The following is a 15,853-nucleotide window of genomic DNA, read 5'->3' as shown; positions in this document are numbered from 1 at the left end:
GCGATAGCGGTGGATCAGCACCTGATTCATCAACTGGCACACCGCTATCGCGGGCAAGCCCGCTCCCACAGTGGGGGGGGCTTGCCCGCTCTAGTCTGTGCATTGAGGAAAGTTAGTCAGGCAACAATCGGTTCGATTATCGAACACTTAGTCGATTATCGGATTGTTTGAGCCATATCCCCGACTTAATCTTCAAGGCACTTCGGCGCCACCTCTGCGCCTTTTTCGATCCACACCGGGAGCCCAACCCCATGGCTGAAATGCTCACCCTGACCGACGCGGTAAAGCGTTTCGTGAACGACGGCGATACCGTTGCGCTCGAAGGCTTCACCCACCTGATCCCCACGGCGGCGGGTCATGAAATCATTCGTCAGGGCAAGAAAGACCTGACGCTGGTGCGTATGACCCCTGACTTGGTCTACGACCAATTGATCGGTGCCGGCTGCGCCCGCAAGCTGATTTTCTCCTGGGGCGGCAACCCGGGCGTGGGTTCCCTGCATCGCCTGCGCGACGCGGTCGAGAAGCAATGGCCGCAACCGCTGGAGATCGAAGAACACAGCCACGCCGACCTGGCCAACGCCTACGTCGCCGGCGCTTCCGGCCTGCCGTTTGCGGTGCTGCGTGCCTACGCCGGTTCCGACCTGCCCAAGGTCAACCCACTGATCAAGACCGTGACGTGCCCGTTCACCGGTGAAGTACTGGCGGCCGTGCCGTCGGTGCGTCCGGATGTGACGGTGATCCACGCGCAAAAGGCCGACCGCAAGGGCAACGTGCTGCTCTGGGGCATTCTGGGTGTGCAGAAGGAAGCGGCCCTGGCGGCCAAGCGTTGCATCGTTACCGTCGAAGAAATCGTCGATGACTTGAACGCACCGATGAACAGCTGCGTATTGCCGACCTGGGCCCTGACTGCGGTGTGCCACGTACCCGGTGGTGCGCATCCGTCCTACGCCCACGGCTACAACGAGCGCGACAACCGCTTCTATCAGGCGTGGGATCCCATCGCCCGCGACCGTGAGACCTTTACCGCCTGGATCGATGAATACATCCACGGCACCGCCGACTTCAGTGAATTCCAGGCCAAGCTGGCCACTGCACAGGAGGCCAAGTAATGGCTTACTCCACCAACGAAATGATGACCGTCGCCGCCGCGCGTCGCCTCAAGAATGGCTCCGTGTGCTTTGTCGGCATCGGCCTGCCCTCCAAGGCCGCCAACCTGGCGCGCCTGACCTCGTCGCCGGACGTGGTGCTGATCTACGAGTCCGGCCCGATCGGCGCCAAGCCGAGCGTGTTGCCGCTGTCCATCGGTGATGGCGAACTGGCGGAAACCGCCGACACCGTCGTCCCTACCGGTGAGATCTTTCGCTACTGGCTGCAAGGCGGGCGCATCGACGTCGGTTTTCTCGGCGCGGCGCAGGTCGATCGCTTCGGCAACATCAACACCACCGTGGTCGGTGATTACCACCAACCCAAAGTGCGCCTGCCGGGTGCCGGTGGTGCGCCGGAGATTGCTGGCTCCGCGAAGAGCGTGCTGATCATCCTCAAGCAGTCGGCGCGTTCGTTTGTCGATAAGCTGGATTTCATCACCTCGGTTGGCCACGGCGAGGGCGGCGACTCACGCAAGCGTCTGGGCCTGCCGGGCGCCGGGCCTGTAGGGATCATTACCGACCTGTGCATCATGGAGCCGGAAGCCGGCACCCATGAATTTGTCGTCACCGCGTTGCACCCTGGGGTGACCCGCGAGCAAGTGGTCGCCGCCACCGGCTGGGCGATTCGTTTTGCCGAACAGGTCAGCACCACCGCCGAACCGACAGACCTGGAACTGACTGCCCTGCGTGACCTTGAAGCGCGCACTGCGGCGGCCCACGGCCAAGCGCCTGGAGAAGCCTGATGCGCGACGTATTTATCTGTGACGCGATCCGCACGCCCATCGGCCGTTTCGGCGGTGGCTTGGCCACCGTGCGTGCCGATGACCTGGCGGCCCTGCCGATCAAGGCGCTGATCGAGCGCAACCCCACGGTGGATTGGACCGCAGTGGATGAGGTGTTCCTCGGCTGCGCCAACCAGGCGGGCGAAGACAACCGCAACGTCGCGCGCATGGCGCTGTTGCTGGCGGGCCTGCCGGAAAGCATTCCGGGCGTGACCCTCAACCGCCTGTGCGCCTCGGGCATGGACGCCATCGGCACGGCCTTTCGCGCCATCGCCAGCGGCGAAATGGAACTGGCGATTGCCGGCGGCGTGGAGTCGATGTCCCGCGCACCATTCGTGATGGGCAAGGCCGGCACGGCGTTTTCGCGCGACATGAAGCTGGAAGACACCACCATCGGCTGGCGCTTCATCAACCCGTTGATGAAGGCCCAATACGGCGTGGACGCGATGCCGCAGACCGCCGATAACGTTGCCGATGACTACAACGTATCCCGCGCCGACCAGGACGCCTTCGCCCTGCGCAGCCAGCAACGTACCGCTGCCGCGCAAGCCGCTGGGTTCTTCGCCGAGGAAATCGTGCCGGTGCGGGTCGTCCATAAAAAAGGCGAGACCCTGGTGGAACACGATGAGCATCCACGGGACACCACCCTGGATGCCCTGGCCAAGCTCAAACCGGTGAACGGCGCGGACAAGACCGTGACGGCCGGCAATGCGTCCGGCGTGAACGACGGCGCTGCGGCCTTGATCCTCGCGTCCGCCGAAGCGGTGAAAAAACACGGCCTGACCGCCCGCGCGCGCGTATTGGGCATGGCCAGCGCCGGCGTTGCGCCGCGAGTGATGGGCATCGGCCCGGTGCCAGCAGTACGCAAGCTGGTGGAACGCCTCGGTCTGGCGGTCACCGACTTTGACGTCATCGAACTCAACGAAGCCTTCGCCAGCCAAGGCTTGGCGGTGCTGCGTGAACTGGGCATCGCCGACGACGCGCCGCAGGTCAACCCGAACGGCGGCGCCATCGCCCTCGGCCACCCGCTGGGCATGAGCGGCGCACGGCTGGTATTGACGGCCCTGCACCAATTGGAAAAAACCGGCGGCCGCAAAGGCCTGGCGACCATGTGTGTGGGCGTCGGCCAAGGGTTGGCCCTGGCGATTGAACGCATCTAATAAGAGAGGATTGCTCCATGAGTGACAAGCCCGGTTACCGGCGCCCGCAAGCGGGCACCCAACCTGATTACCTGCACCCGGCCTACCAATCGACGAACGTGCGTTCGCCGTCGCAGCCGTTGGTGTTTCTGCCCCATTCCTTGTCGGAGATCACCGGCCCGACCATCGGCGCCGAGCGCATCAACGCGAAGGACAACGACCTGACCGCCCAGCATGACGGCGAGCCCCAGGGCGAGCGCATCATCATTCACGGGCGTGTACTCGATGAAAACGGCCTGCCCGTGCCGGGCATCCTGGTGGAGATCTGGCAGGCCAACGCCGCCGGTCGCTACAACCACAAGCGTGACCTGCACGACGCGCCGCTGGACCCGAACTTCACCGGCACCGGCCGCACCGTCACCGACGCCGACGGCTGGTATCAGTTCCAGACCATCAAGCCCGGCGCCTACCCGTGGGGCAACCACCACAACGCATGGCGCCCGGCGCATATCCACTTTTCGCTGTTCGGCCCTAGCGTGCTGACGCGTCTGGTCACGCAGATGTACTTCCCCGGCGACCCGTTGCTGGAATACGACCCGATCTACAACTGCGTGCCGGACACCAGCGCCAAGGAACGCTTGATCGCCCGTTTCGACCTGGAAAAAACCATTCCTTCCTATGCCCTCGGCTACCGCTGGGACATCGTCCTGCGCGGCCGCGACGCCACGCCGATGGAGAAATGAGATGACACTCAACGCGACCACGTCCCACACCGTCGGGCCGTATTACCACATCGGCCTGACCTGGCTGAACCGCGAAGACCTGACCACCGCTGCCACCCTGGGTGAGCGCGTGGCGATCAGCGGGCAAGTGCTGGACGGCAACGGTGATGTCGTCAATGACGCCATGCTGGAAGTCTGGCAGGCCAACGCCGCCGGCAAATATGACCACCCGGAAGATGAGCAGGACAAAGCGCTCGACCCGAACTTCGAAGGCTTTGGCCGGGTGCCGGTAGATGGGGAAGGGCGCTTTCGCTTTACCACCATCAAGCCGGGTGCGGTGCCGGGGTTGAAGGGCACGACCCAGGCGCCGCACCTGGTGGTGCTGGTGTTTGCCCGTGGCCTGGTGAAGCACTTGCTCACGCGGATTTATTTTGACGGCGAGCCGATGAATGGGGATGACCCGTTGTTGGCGTGTGTGCCGGCTGCGCGGCGTGAGACTTTGATTGCCCAGCAGGATGCAGCGGGGGTGCATCAGTGGAATGTGGTGTTGCAGGGGACCGATAAGGAGACGGTGTTCTTCGATTATTGAGTGGGCCTTGAGGGCCTCATCGCAGGCAAGCCAGCTCCCACCTTTGACTGTGTTCACAACTCAAAATGTGGGAGCGGGCTTGCCCGCGATAGGGCCCTCCCAAGCAACACACCTCCAAAGGTCTTGTTGCGGAACGAGCTTGTTGCAAAGTATGTCTAGGCTATAACCGTTCCCACTGAGTGAAAAAATCATGACAACAACCACCAGTCACTACACCGGAGAAGAACGCCGCAAACGGATTTTTGCGATTGTCGGGGCTTCCTCCGGCAACCTCGTCGAATGGTTCGACTTCTACGTCTACGCCTTTTGCGCCATCTACTTCGCCCCCGCCTTCTTTCCGTCGGACAACCCCACCGTACAGCTGGTGAATACGGCCGGTGTATTCGCCGCCGGTTTCCTGATGCGGCCCATCGGCGGCTGGCTGTTCGGGCGAGTGGCCGACAAGCACGGCCGTAAAAACTCGATGATGATCTCGGTGCTGATGATGTGCGCCGGCTCCCTGGTCATCGCCTTTTTGCCGACCTATAACGACATCGGTGTCTGGGCGCCGATCCTGCTGCTGATCGCGCGCCTCTTCCAGGGCCTGTCGGTGGGCGGCGAATACGGCACCACCGCGACCTACATGAGTGAAGTGGCCCTCAAGGGCCAGCGTGGCTTCTTTGCCTCCTTCCAATACGTGACCCTGATCGGCGGCCAACTGCTAGCGGTGCTGGTGGTGGTGATCCTGCAACAGATCCTCACTGAGGAAGAACTGCGTGCCTGGGGCTGGCGGATTCCGTTTGTGATCGGTGCCATAGCGGCGGTGATCTCCCTGTTGCTGCGCCGCACCTTGAAAGAAACCACCAGCAAGGAAATGCGCGAAGACAAGGACGCCGGCAGCATTGCCGCACTGTTTCGCGACCACAAGGCGGCGTTTATCACGGTGCTGGGCTACACCGCTGGCGGTTCGCTGATTTTCTACACCTTCACCACTTACATGCAGAAGTACCTGGTGAACACCGTCGGCATGCACGCCAAGACGTCGAGCTACATCATGACCGGCGCGCTGTTCCTGTATATGTGCATGCAACCGGTGTTCGGCATGCTCGCGGACAAGATCGGCCGGCGTAACTCGATGCTCTGGTTTGCCGGCCTTGGCACCTTGTTCACCGTGCCGATCCTGCTCACCTTGAAAACCGTCAGCAGCCCGTTCCTGGCCTTTGTGTTGATCACCCTGGCCTTGGCGATTGTCAGCTTCTACACCTCCATCAGCGGTCTGGTGAAAGCGGAAATGTTCCCGCCCCAGGTGCGCGCCTTGGGGGTTGGCCTGGCGTATGCGGTGGCCAATGCGATCTTTGGCGGTTCGGCGGAATTCGTCGCGCTGAGCCTCAAGTCCATCGGCATGGAAAACAGCTTTTATTGGTACGTCACGGCGATGATGGCGATCGCTTTCCTGTTCAGCTTGCGCTTGCCGAAACAGGCGGCGTATTTGCATCACGACTTGTAAGGGACGGGTTATGACACTGCGCACGAGCAATCAACTGTTCGACGCTTACTTCACGGCGGGCAGCATGGCCGAGGTGTTCTGCGATCAGGGACGCTTGCAGGGCATGCTGGATTTTGAAGCGGCGCTGGCTCGGGCCGAGGCGAAGGTCGGGTTGATCCCGCAAACAGCCGTCGCGCCGATTGCCCAGGCTTGCCTGGCCTCGCTGTACGACGTCGATGCCCTCGGCGTGGCGATTGCCACGGCGGGCAATTCGGCGATTCCGCTGGTGAAGGCGCTGGGCAAGTTGATCGCCAGTGAAGACGCTGGCGCTGAACGTTATGTGCATCTGGGTGCCACCAGCCAGGATGTGATGGACACCGGCCTGGTGCTGCAACTGCGTCAGGCGCTGGCGCTGATCGAAACGGACCTGGCGCGCCTGGGCGATATCCTCGCCGCCCAGGCCCAGCGGTATGCCGACGTACCGCTGGCCGGACGTACCTGGTTGCAGCATGCGACGCCAGTCACGCTGGGGATGAAAATCGCCGGTTGGCTGGGGGCGGTGACCCGCAGCCGTCAACGCCTGGCCGAGCTGAAACCGCGTTTGCTGGTGCTGCAGTTTGGCGGCGCCTCCGGCACGCTGGCCGCCCTTGGCGAACACGCACTGCCGGTGGCGCAAGCCTTGGCCGACGAGTTGCAACTGAGCCTGCCGGAACAACCCTGGCACACCCAGCGCGATCGCCTGGTGGAGTTCGCCAGCGTGCTCGGCCTGATCGCCGGTAGCCTGGGCAAACTGGGGCGCGACATCAGCTTGTTGATGCAGACCGAAGCGGCTGAGGTATTTGAACCTACTGCGCCGGGCAAAGGCGGCTCGTCCACCATGCCGCACAAACGCAACCCGGTGGGCGCCGCCGTGCTGATCAGCGCCGCCACCCGCGTGCCCGGCCTGGTGGCGACGATGTTCAGCGCCATGCCTCAAGAGCACGAACGCAGCCTGGGCCTGTGGCATGCCGAATGGGAAACCCTGCCGGAGATCTGCCGGCTGGTGTCCGGCGCGCTGCAACAGGCGTTGCTGGTGAGCGAAGGCTTGGAAGTGGACGCGCAGCGCATGGCCCACAACCTCGACCTGACCCAAGGCTTGGTGTTGGCCGAAGCCGTGAGCATCGTGCTCGCCCAACGCCTGGGCCGTGAGACCGCACACCATCTGCTGGAACACTGCTGCAAACGCGCCGTCGCCGAAGGGCGGCACTTGCGTGCGGTGCTGGCGGACGAACCCCAGGTCACCGCCGAACTGTCGGCGGCCGAACTCGACCGCCTGCTCGACCCCGCCCATTACCTGGGGCTGGCCCGCACTTGGGTCAGCCGCGCCGTAACCGAACACTTCTCTTGAGGAGACCACCGTGGCCTTTGTAAAACTCGCCGACGGCGAACTGCATTACCAACTGGACGGCCCCGTGGACGCGCCGGTCTTGGTGCTGTCCAACTCCCTGGGCACCGACCTGCACATGTGGGACATCCAGATCCCGGCATTCACCGAGCACTTTCGCGTGCTGCGTTTTGATACCCGTGGCCATGGCAAATCCCTGGTCACCGAGGGGCCGTACTGCATCGAGCAGTTGGGGCGTGACGTAATCGCACTGCTCGATGCGCTGGATATCCAACGCGCGCATTTCTGTGGCTTGTCCATGGGCGGCTTGATCGGCCAGTGGCTGGGCATCAACGCGGGCGAACGTCTGAATCGCCTGGTGGTGTGCAACACCGCTGCCAAGATCGGCACGCCAGAGATCTGGAACCCGCGTATCGAGATGGTCCTGCGCGACGGCGCGGCGGCAATGACCGCCCTGCGTGATGCGTCGATTGCGCGCTGGTTCACCGCCGACTTTGCGGCGGCCAACCCGCACCAGGCCAAGCAGATTACCGACATGCTGGCCGCCACATCCCCCGAGGGTTATGCCGCCAACTGCGCCGCCGTGCGCGATGCGGATTTTCGCGAGCAACTGGCGTCGATCAAGGCCCCGACCCTGGTGATTGCCGGTACCGACGACGCGGTTACGCCACCGGAGGGCAGCCACTTTATCCAGAACCATGTGCAGGGCGCCGAATACGCCGAGTTCTATGCGGCGCACCTGTCCAATGTCCAGGCCGGTACTGCGTTCAGTGATCGGGTTATCGAATTTTTGCTGGCCCACTGAGGAGTTTTTTTGTGGACGAGAAACAACGTTACGCCGACGGCCTGCAAGTGCGCCGCGAAGTGCTGGGCGATGCCCACGTCGACCGCAGCCTCAACGCCCTGACCGAGTTCAACAGCGAGTTCCAGGACATGATCACCCGCCACGCCTGGGGTGATATCTGGACCCGTCCCGGCCTGCCTCGGCACACCCGCAGCCTGATCACCATCGCAATGCTGATCGGCATGAACCGCAATGAAGAACTCAAGCTGCACCTGCGCGCCGCCGCCAGCAATGGCGTGACCCGCGCCGAAATCAAGGAAGTGCTGATGCAGAGCGCGATCTACTGTGGGATCCCGGCGGCAAATGCCACTTTTCATTTGGCGGAGTCGGTGTGGGATGAGTTGGGGGTTGAATCGAGGGGTTAGCACATTGGCCAAGCCGTGCCGGAATGCCTTTGGATATTCCGGCGCAGCGTTTATCTAAAAGGCGATCGTGTCTTATCAATAGTCCCCTAAGTAAGATTCCCGTAATGGCACGCCCATTTCCCGGCGAAGTGCATTTTCATTAAAAGGATCCGGGTTGGTATTGGTAGGCGGTGTTGTCGGGTCATCGTCGAAGTCAAAGGGGGCAGCGCTCGTCGGTAAGCCAATGGCTTGCAGCTCAACGTTGCGCTCCATGCCCACGTTCCCAGAAAAAACCGTGCCGGTTTTAAAGTTGTAGGCGTGCGCCAGTTCGTGGAAGAGGTAGGTGATTGGCAGGGTGTTTTCATTAAAGTAACGGGGGTTGTAAATCAGGGTGCCCATGGGGATCGGCTCACCACGCTTGCCCGCGACGATCATTCCAATGTTTGGATCGTCCTTGAGGTCTTGCGTGTTTCCCTGTGCCCTGAGTTGGTTTATGTATTCGCTATTTGGCAGGTAATAACTGTTCTCTTCGGATTCCCCCTCAATTACTTTGATAGGGGCGCCGCTGCGCTGCGCCAATGCATCCAGTTCGCTCAACATCTTTTGACCGGCGGGGGAGCTGCGTAGCATTTCAAGGTCGTCTTCGAAGCGTTGTTTGAACTCCGTCGAACCTTCGATCGAAAATGCGGCAGAACCGGCTGAACTGGGCGTGATCCGATGGCGTTCTGTGCTGGGGGTTCGTAACACCGCATCGGTATCTTTAGTAAAAATCCGGTTTTCCTCACCTGTTGCCCTGATCCTGTTTTGGCCACTGCCGGAATAGAAGGTCGTGTGGCCATTTCCTAGCAGAACATTATTGCCTCGGCCACTGTTGATGACGGTCTGACTCGATCCGGCGCGTATATAGTCATCATCGTTGCCCCCGTCCAGGTAAGCTTTGCCAGCCCCTGCTCCCATGTGACCATAGAGGCGGTCTCGACCATTGTTGCCGTAGATCACGCTTTTGCCCGTGCCTGCGTGGATCACATCGTCATCATCATTGCCTTCTGCATAGCCAAGGCCGCTGCCAAGACTGATGAAGTCCTTTCCTTTACCTCCAAAGGCCCTGATGGCGCCGCTCCCCAGCGCGTTGATTTCGTCATCACCGTCGCCGCCGTCGATTGTCACGTCCCAGTCAACCGCGGGGTCGATGGTGACTTTGTCATCGGCGCCCAAGGTTTTGATTACCAAGACTTGATCCGCTTCGAGTTTCAAGTCGTAGTGTTTTCCGTTGACTATAAGATTGCCGTTTGCAGCGTTTTTTACATGGACGGTGTCTGCGGCATTGCTGGTTGTAATAACCAGTTGGTCGATAAGCTGTTCCGATCCATAGGCGCTGTCGTTGTCATAACTGACGGTGCAGGTTCGAGTCACTTCGATCGTGTCATCCTTGAACAGCGGGTGATATTCGACTTGCCTGACTTGTCCAGGTAGCTGATCGGTAGTGAGTCTGGATTTTCCAGCCAGGTTCAACGGGGCTGGGGCTTCGCCCCTCTCAACCCGTAACTTGTTGTATCTCGTCAGGCCGAGTAGCGACATGCTAGTGAAGCGGCTTCCATCTATTTCTAAGGGGGGGTCCTGTTGTTTCTGGGCGTGCGCCGAGGAGGGATGAGGGCGCGGGTCCGTAGATAACGGTAGGTGCGTATCAAGCTTCATGACTTGTCTCCGTTGCGTGGGTTTACGCATTCACATGCGTATAGGCAACTGAGTGGAGAAGTGCATGAGCGCGTTCCCAGATACAAGCGCAATAGATTGGGTAATTTTTACCTAGTGTGAGTCGGCATCCCACACCCAATTCCACACGCCCGGCAGATGCACCTCGTCACTCACCGCCTTGACCGTGCGCGCCAGCGCCGCCCGTTGAAGCTGGGCCGTGTCGGTATAGAACGGCTCGGCCGCCGTCTTCATGCCGTTGATCCGGGCGCTGTCCAACAGGATCTGCAGGTACTCCTGCATATGGCGCGCGGTGTAGCGGTTGATGTCGTGGAAGGTCACCACCACCGGTATCACGCCGTCCACCGTCGGCAATTCCCCCAACGCAATGCGCTCGCGCACCACCGACAGTTGCCGGTACAGGTTGGCTCGGCGGCGCGGGCTGCCGTTGAAACCCCAGATCTTGCCGTCATTGGCGCTCAGGTCCGTCAGCAGCACGTGCATGCCATGACGCTGATAGGCGGCGAAGGTGCGGCGGTCGTAGTTCCAGAACGGCGGGCGCACCAGCACGGGCGGGCTGCCGGTGATCGTGGCAATGTCCGAGGCGCCTTGGGTGAGGGTGCTTTCCAGTTCGGCGTCGCTCAGCCAGCGATGGTTGGTGTGAAACCCCGTGGCCGTGTGGAAGGCCAGGATGTGCCCGCTGGCGTACTCGCGTTCCATGGTCTTGCGCCCACGTGAGCTGCCACCGGCGCGTGACGATTCGGTCTGTAGGAAGAATACCGCCTTGATCCCCGGCAACACGGGGTTGTGTGCCAGGTCGGCGATCACCGAGCGGCTCGGGTTGTTGTAGCCGGAAGCACTGGGGCCGTCATCGAAGGTCAGCAGGAAACGGATCGGCGCCTGGGCTTGCAGGCGTTGCTCGGTGTGCGGCGTGAGGGCGATGGGTGCGCCGATGCAGCCGCTGAGGCTCAAGGCCAGGGCAAGCAGGGCGGATGCGATGGCGAAGGATTTCATGGTGTGCACGGGCTCGGATAAAGGCCGCTACGGGGTGGATCAGCAGCGGCAGGCGCGCACCATACAGCAAGATCGGCTGTGTAAGGTTACAGGCTGACAAACGAGCGTTGCTAAGGGTCAGCCGACGTATCGGGTGCGCAATGGCCGACCCATTTCTGCGTGCAACGCATTTTCGTTGAAGGGCTCGGGGTTGGTCGTGGTTGCCGGGGTGGCGGGGTCGTTATCGAAATCGAACGGTTGGGCGTCTGCGGGAAGGCCGATGGCCTGACGTTCGTCGTTGGCCACGTAGGTGGGGTAATCGCCTTGCCCACCTTCCTGGGTAATACCCGGCAAGAAGGTGCCATTAGCTCCGTTATAGGCATGGGCCAGTTCGTGGTAGAGCGAGGTGATGGGGGGCGCAACATCGCCAGGCGTGAGATGCAGGGATGAGCGGTTGTAGGCGATTTTGGCCTGGGTGGCGCGCGAGCCCGGAAGTCCGTTGCGGATCACGCCGTTGATGGTGTCGTCTTGATCGACCGGGCCAAGCCGCTGGCGCGCGGTCAGTTCCTCGCTGCCGAAGACATACTGGCTATCGTCTACAGCGGTTTCCTCGCTGATCGTCACTGGCGCGCCGTTTCTGGCGGCGGCAGCGTCCATCTCCCTCAGCATCGCCTGGCCGTTGGGTGAGCCGCGCAACATTTCGATGTCATCTGCCACGCGTTGCCTGAACGCGTCTGACCCTTCGGCTTTCAGGCCCTGGGCGCCGGCCCTGTTGGGTGTCAGCAGGGTGACGGGCGAAAGGCGAGTGCCGTAGAAACGGTCGGTGGGTTTGCCGAAAATCCGCTGCCTGCCATCATGGGCGAAGACCGTATCGCGACCCAGGCCGGTATAAAAAGTGGTGCGGTCATGGCCCACCATCACATCGTTGCCCTGGCCGCCGTTGATGACGGTGTGGCCATTTCCGGCGTACAGGCGGTCGTCGCCCCGGCCACCGTCCAGGTAGCTTTGCTTGCCGGAGGTGCCCGGCCCGGCATACAAGCGATCATTGCCATTGTTGCCGTACATCACGTGGCTGCCGGTGCCGCCGATGATCAGATCGTCGCCCTCATTGCCTTCGGCGTAGCCTGTACCGTCGGCCAGGTGCAGGGTGTCGTTGCCGGAGCCGCCGTACAGCCATGTCGCGCCGCCGCCGGCCTGGGCGTCGTCGTGACCGTCACCCGCCTCAATCTTTACGTCAAGCCTGACATCGTGGTCGATTTTCACCGAGTCGTTGCCCCCTTGCGTCTTGATGTGGAGCAGGGGCGCCGGCCCATCCTTTTGCGCTGACGATTTGAAGGTGTATGACCGGCCATTGACACAAATGGCCACCTGGCCATCCGCTCGCTTGCTGACGTGCACCACGTCCGGGCGATCGCCGGTTTCAATCAGCAGGGTATCGCGCAGTATCGCGGGTTGGCCGGGCTGCGCCAGGTCCCAGGTGATAACGCGGCTGGCGTGCAGGTTGGCATCCTTGAGCAACGTCGTGGCTTGGGTCTGGACAGGGTCTTGCAGAGGCTGGAGTGAAGGAGGTGGGGCAAGCAAATCGGCGATGTTCAAGGGGCAGCCCTCAGCGTGAGCACATAGAGCCTGCCGTCACTGACGGCAGGTGGACACCTCTACATTCGCGATTGAGCGGGATTGGTTCCGCTTGCCATGCACACCCATTGTGCCGCGAGTTTGCAATCGGCTGATGCTGCGCATCCTGTTGCCCTGGCTGTTGTTCAGGTGTCAGCTGTAGCGGGTTCGCAAGGGCTTGCCCATTTCTTTGTTCAAGGTGTTTTCGGTAAAGGGCGCCTGGTTGGTTGAGGTGGGTGGGGTGGAAGGGTCATTATCGAAGTCGAAGGGTGACGCGCTGGTCGCCAGGCCGACGGCTTGCAGTTCGTCGTTGGGTACGGGCCTGCGATCAGAGGGATCGCTCATGCCGGGCAGGAATGTCCCGTTGGCGCCATTCCAGGCGTGCGCCATCTCATGGTAGAGCTGGACCAGCGGCATGGACGGGGTATCGTTGCCGTAGATGTGCGCCGGGTTGTAGAAGATCGTCGCTTTGTCTGCGCGGGAGCCGGCGACGCCCTCCTTGATGTAACCCAGCCTCGGATCGTCCCGCCCATCGGGATGCTGGTGGGCTTCTTCCAGTTTTTGTAATTCGGTGCTCCAGAAGTCGTAGGTATTATTGGGCTCACTGGTTTGCACAATATCGACAGGGCTGCCATTTCGCAGCGCCGCCTGATCCAGTGCCTCCAGCATTTTCTGCCCCTGGGGCGACGCGCGCAGCAACGCGAGATCATCGTCGACCCGTTGTTTGAATTCAGGAGACCCTTGGATGTTGAAGGCTTGTCGGCCTGCTTGGCTCGGGGTGAGCGGCGTGATGATTGACGCCTCGGCGCCGAACAGTCGGTCTGTCGTTTTTGCATGAATACGCGCCTTGCGGCCCTCGGCCCGCACGGTATCGTGCCCCTCGCCGGTATAAAAGGTGGTGTCGTCGTGGCCGACCATCCTGTCGTTACCCAGGCCGCCATTGAGTACTGTATGACCACTGCCTGCGTATAACTGGTCTTCACCCGCGCCGCCATCCAGATGGCTGTATTTACCGGCTGGCCCGCTGCCTGCGTACAGGCGATCGTTGCCGTTGTTGCCGTACATGACTGCGTGGCCCGAGCCCCCGGCAATCGTGTCATCACCTTCATTGCCTTCTGCATAGCCCACACCGTCGCCAAGGCGAATATGGTCGTTGCCGCGCCCCCCATAAACGCTGGTATAGCCGCCCCCCGCCTGGACAGTATCGTCTCCGTCGCCGGCATCGATTCTCACGGCAATGCTGACATTGGGGTCGATGGTAATCCGATCGTCACCCCCCCCCGGCCTTGATGTGCAGGAGGGGCCGGACCGGTGAATGGGCATCGCCAGTTGGAAACGCGTAGTACCGCTCATTTACGTGTGCATACACCTGCCCGTTGGCGTGTTGGCCGATATGAATCCGGTCAGCGTTCCCACCCGTTTCGAGCAGAAAAATCTCCTCCAGGGTGTCAGGGCGTGCCGGGTCTCTGTACCCCTCGATCAGGACTCGGCTGGTACGCACATTACCGTCGTCCACCCATACCTGGGTTTTGGTCCGAATCAGGGGCGCTTCAGCAGGCGGGGGAAGCGGGGCGTTGCCGGCTTGGGGAAGTGCTGGCGCGATAAAATGGCTGTGGGGTGAAGTGATAGAGCGCATTTGACGGCTACCTTTTAGGGTTTCTGTTATTTGCAGCTGCGTTGTGTGTGGCGCAGATACCCGTCAGTCGAGCAATGGGCGCGAGACGTTCCCCCTTCAGTTGAACCAAATTGCTACCCAAACAGCCGCGCCACATTGATGCGCGGCTTTAGTTTGGGGTTATGGGGCGGCTTACAGCAGACTGATCGGGTAACTGACGATCAACCGGTTTTCATCAAACTCATTGTTGCTGTAGTCGCGGCGCATGCTGGAGTTGCGCAGGCGCACCGTGAGATTTTTTGCCACGCCGCTCTGCACGGTGTAGCCCACTTCGCTTTCGCGGCCCCATTCCTTGCCGTCGGTGATTAAGCCTGTGTGCACGTTGCTGCCGCTGATGTAGCGATTCATCAGGGTCAAGCCCGGCACGCCGAGGGCGGCGAAGTTGTAGTCGTGGCGCAGTTGCCAGGATTTTTCCTGGGCGTTGTCGTAGCTGGAGTTATAGCTGTCGTTGGCCAGTGTGCCGCCGCTGGTGCCGTTGACGCGCATCCAGGCGTTGTTGCCGGTGAGTTTTTGCAGGCCGACGTAGAAGGTGTTGCCGCCGTATTTGGCCGAGAACAGGCCGGACCAGGTCTTATTGTCCAGGCTGCCGGCGCGGGCGCTGCCGTCGTCCTTGCCGTAGAAGAAGCCAAGGTTGGCGCCCAGGGTCCAGGCGCCCAAGGGCTGGCTGTGGATCAGGTTGACGAACTGCTGGCGGTAGATGTCCTTGAGCTGGGCGTTCCACAGGCCGACCTGGGTGCGTTTGTCGTTGAACGCGTATTCACCGCCCTGGAAGTTGAAGCGGTCGGAGATGAAGGCGGTTTTACCGACCATCGACATGTCGTTCATGCTGCTGTCGTCACGCGGGCTGTTGGCGCGGAACTGGCCGCCGTAGAGGGTCAGGCCGTCGATTTCCTTGGAGGTGATCTGCCCGCCGCGAAGGGTTTGCGGCAGGGAGCGGCCGTCGTCTGCGCGCAGGATCGGCAGCACCGGCATCCATTCGCCGACCTTCAATTCGGTCTTCGAGATCTTCGCCTTGAACGCCACGCCCAGGCGCCCGAACTCATCCGCCGGGCGGCCATCGTGGTCCAGCGGCAGCAACTGGGTGCCGCCGGTGCCGCGTCCGCCATCGAGCTTCAGCGAGTACATGCCCAGCACATCCACGCCAAAACCCACCGTGCCCTGGGTGAAGCCGGACTTGGCGTCGAGGATGAAACTCTGCGTCCACTCCTGCGCGCCGCCCTGGGCCTTGGTCGGGTTGGTGAAATTGCGATTGAAGAAGAAATTGCGCAGGTTGAGGTTGGCGCTGGCGTCTTCCAGGAAGCCGTGTTCTTCGGCGACGACGGGCAAGGCAAGGCTGGTGACTGCGGCAGCCAGCAACAGCTGGCGAGGGCGGAACGTGCTCATGGCGTTGAACCTATTGTTATTGGGGGTTGTGCAGGTGCGGGCCATGGTGCGGGGCGGGGTGCAAGCGGTTCAATCGGGGGAG

Annotated in this window: 14 protein-coding genes; 9 read left to right on the top strand and 5 right to left on the bottom strand. The window is 61.6% G+C overall.

The window, feature by feature from the left end; genetic code table 11:
• Nucleotides 1-251 precede the first annotated feature (251 nt).
• The 9 genes from J1G37_RS00070 (at nt 252) to pcaC (ending at nt 8,435) form a co-directional block, all read left to right on the top strand.
• Nucleotides 252-1,109 (top strand): CoA transferase subunit A, encoded by an 858-nt coding sequence (locus J1G37_RS00070; protein ID WP_207039740.1) that lies wholly within the window; start codon nt 252-254, stop codon nt 1,107-1,109.
• Entirely contained in the window at nt 1,109-1,888 is a 780-nt protein-coding gene (locus J1G37_RS00065) for a CoA-transferase subunit beta (protein WP_207039739.1), read from the top strand. The genes J1G37_RS00070 and J1G37_RS00065 overlap by 1 nt, the downstream gene beginning before the upstream one ends.
• Nucleotides 1,885-3,087 (top strand): 3-oxoadipyl-CoA thiolase, encoded by a 1,203-nt coding sequence (pcaF, locus tag J1G37_RS00060; RefSeq protein WP_277990631.1) that lies wholly within the window; start codon nt 1,885-1,887, stop codon nt 3,085-3,087. The genes J1G37_RS00065 and pcaF overlap by 4 nt, the downstream gene beginning before the upstream one ends.
• 17 nt (nt 3,088-3,104) lie before the next feature.
• Nucleotides 3,105-3,809 (top strand): protocatechuate 3,4-dioxygenase subunit beta, encoded by a 705-nt coding sequence (pcaH, locus tag J1G37_RS00055; RefSeq protein WP_124525957.1) that lies wholly within the window; start codon nt 3,105-3,107, stop codon nt 3,807-3,809.
• A 1-nt stretch (nt 3,810) separates the two neighbouring features.
• Entirely contained in the window at nt 3,811-4,377 is a 567-nt protein-coding gene (pcaG, locus tag J1G37_RS00050) for a protocatechuate 3,4-dioxygenase subunit alpha (RefSeq protein WP_207039737.1), read from the top strand.
• A gap of 190 nt (nt 4,378-4,567) precedes the next feature.
• Nucleotides 4,568-5,863, top strand: a complete 1,296-nt coding sequence (locus J1G37_RS00045; RefSeq protein ID WP_124525955.1) for an MFS family transporter — start codon at nt 4,568-4,570, stop codon at nt 5,861-5,863.
• A 10-nt stretch (nt 5,864-5,873) separates the two neighbouring features.
• A complete protein-coding gene (locus J1G37_RS00040) occupies nt 5,874-7,229 on the top strand; it encodes a 3-carboxy-cis,cis-muconate cycloisomerase (RefSeq protein ID WP_207039736.1) in 1,356 nt (451 codons plus the stop codon).
• 10 nt (nt 7,230-7,239) lie between these two features.
• Entirely contained in the window at nt 7,240-8,031 is a 792-nt protein-coding gene (gene pcaD, locus J1G37_RS00035; protein WP_207039735.1) for a 3-oxoadipate enol-lactonase, read from the top strand.
• Between the two features lie 11 nt (nt 8,032-8,042).
• On the top strand, nt 8,043-8,435 hold the full coding sequence (gene pcaC / locus J1G37_RS00030; RefSeq protein WP_207039734.1) for a 4-carboxymuconolactone decarboxylase: 393 nt from the start codon (nt 8,043-8,045) through the stop codon (nt 8,433-8,435).
• A gap of 75 nt (nt 8,436-8,510) precedes the next feature.
• On the opposite strand, the gene J1G37_RS00025 is transcribed toward pcaC, so the two are convergent.
• The 5 genes from J1G37_RS00025 to J1G37_RS00005 all read right to left on the bottom strand — a co-directional run bounded on the left by J1G37_RS00025 (nt 8,511) and on the right by J1G37_RS00005 (nt 15,771).
• Nucleotides 8,511-10,109 (bottom strand): M91 family zinc metallopeptidase, encoded by a 1,599-nt coding sequence (locus tag J1G37_RS00025; protein ID WP_207039733.1) that lies wholly within the window; start codon nt 10,107-10,109, stop codon nt 8,511-8,513.
• Nucleotides 10,110-10,220: 111 nt separating this feature from the next.
• Complete coding sequence (locus J1G37_RS00020; RefSeq protein WP_207039732.1) at nt 10,221-11,120, bottom strand: polysaccharide deacetylase family protein; 900 nt, start codon at nt 11,118-11,120, stop codon at nt 10,221-10,223.
• Nucleotides 11,121-11,237: 117 nt separating this feature from the next.
• Nucleotides 11,238-12,695: a M91 family zinc metallopeptidase gene (locus J1G37_RS00015; RefSeq protein ID WP_242551363.1), complete on the bottom strand. Its 1,458-nt coding sequence runs from the start codon at nt 12,693-12,695 to the stop codon at nt 11,238-11,240.
• Between the two features lie 171 nt (nt 12,696-12,866).
• Nucleotides 12,867-14,066, bottom strand: a complete 1,200-nt coding sequence (locus tag J1G37_RS00010) for a M91 family zinc metallopeptidase (RefSeq protein ID WP_242551362.1) — start codon at nt 14,064-14,066, stop codon at nt 12,867-12,869.
• 454 nt (nt 14,067-14,520) lie between these two features.
• Nucleotides 14,521-15,771: an OprD family porin gene (locus tag J1G37_RS00005; protein ID WP_207039731.1), complete on the bottom strand. Its 1,251-nt coding sequence runs from the start codon at nt 15,769-15,771 to the stop codon at nt 14,521-14,523.
• Between the last annotated feature and the right edge of the window lie 82 nt (nt 15,772-15,853).

It is taken from the genome of Pseudomonas sp. Marseille-Q1929 (assembly GCF_017316265.1).
Taxonomy (GTDB): Bacteria; Pseudomonadota; Gammaproteobacteria; order Pseudomonadales; family Pseudomonadaceae; genus Aquipseudomonas.
Note: the sequence above shows the minus strand (reverse complement) of the source record. Positions and strands in the feature narration are given on the sequence as shown.

Coding starts and splice junctions, on each gene's coding strand:
- J1G37_RS00020 (WP_207039732.1), bottom strand. CDS start 11,120: ATGAAATCCTTCGCCATCGCATCCGCCCTGCTTGCCCTGGCCTTGAGC.
- J1G37_RS00065 (WP_207039739.1), top strand. CDS start 1,109: ATGGCTTACTCCACCAACGAAATGATGACCGTCGCCGCCGCGCGTCGC.
- J1G37_RS00005 (WP_207039731.1), bottom strand. CDS start 15,771: ATGAGCACGTTCCGCCCTCGCCAGCTGTTGCTGGCTGCCGCAGTCACC.
- J1G37_RS00070 (WP_207039740.1), top strand. CDS start 252: ATGGCTGAAATGCTCACCCTGACCGACGCGGTAAAGCGTTTCGTGAAC.
- J1G37_RS00025 (WP_207039733.1), bottom strand. CDS start 10,109: ATGAAGCTTGATACGCACCTACCGTTATCTACGGACCCGCGCCCTCAT.
- pcaH (WP_124525957.1), top strand. CDS start 3,105: ATGAGTGACAAGCCCGGTTACCGGCGCCCGCAAGCGGGCACCCAACCT.
- pcaG (WP_207039737.1), top strand. CDS start 3,811: ATGACACTCAACGCGACCACGTCCCACACCGTCGGGCCGTATTACCAC.
- J1G37_RS00040 (WP_207039736.1), top strand. CDS start 5,874: ATGACACTGCGCACGAGCAATCAACTGTTCGACGCTTACTTCACGGCG.
- J1G37_RS00010 (WP_242551362.1), bottom strand. CDS start 14,066: ATGAGCGGTACTACGCGTTTCCAACTGGCGATGCCCATTCACCGGTCC.
- J1G37_RS00045 (WP_124525955.1), top strand. CDS start 4,568: ATGACAACAACCACCAGTCACTACACCGGAGAAGAACGCCGCAAACGG.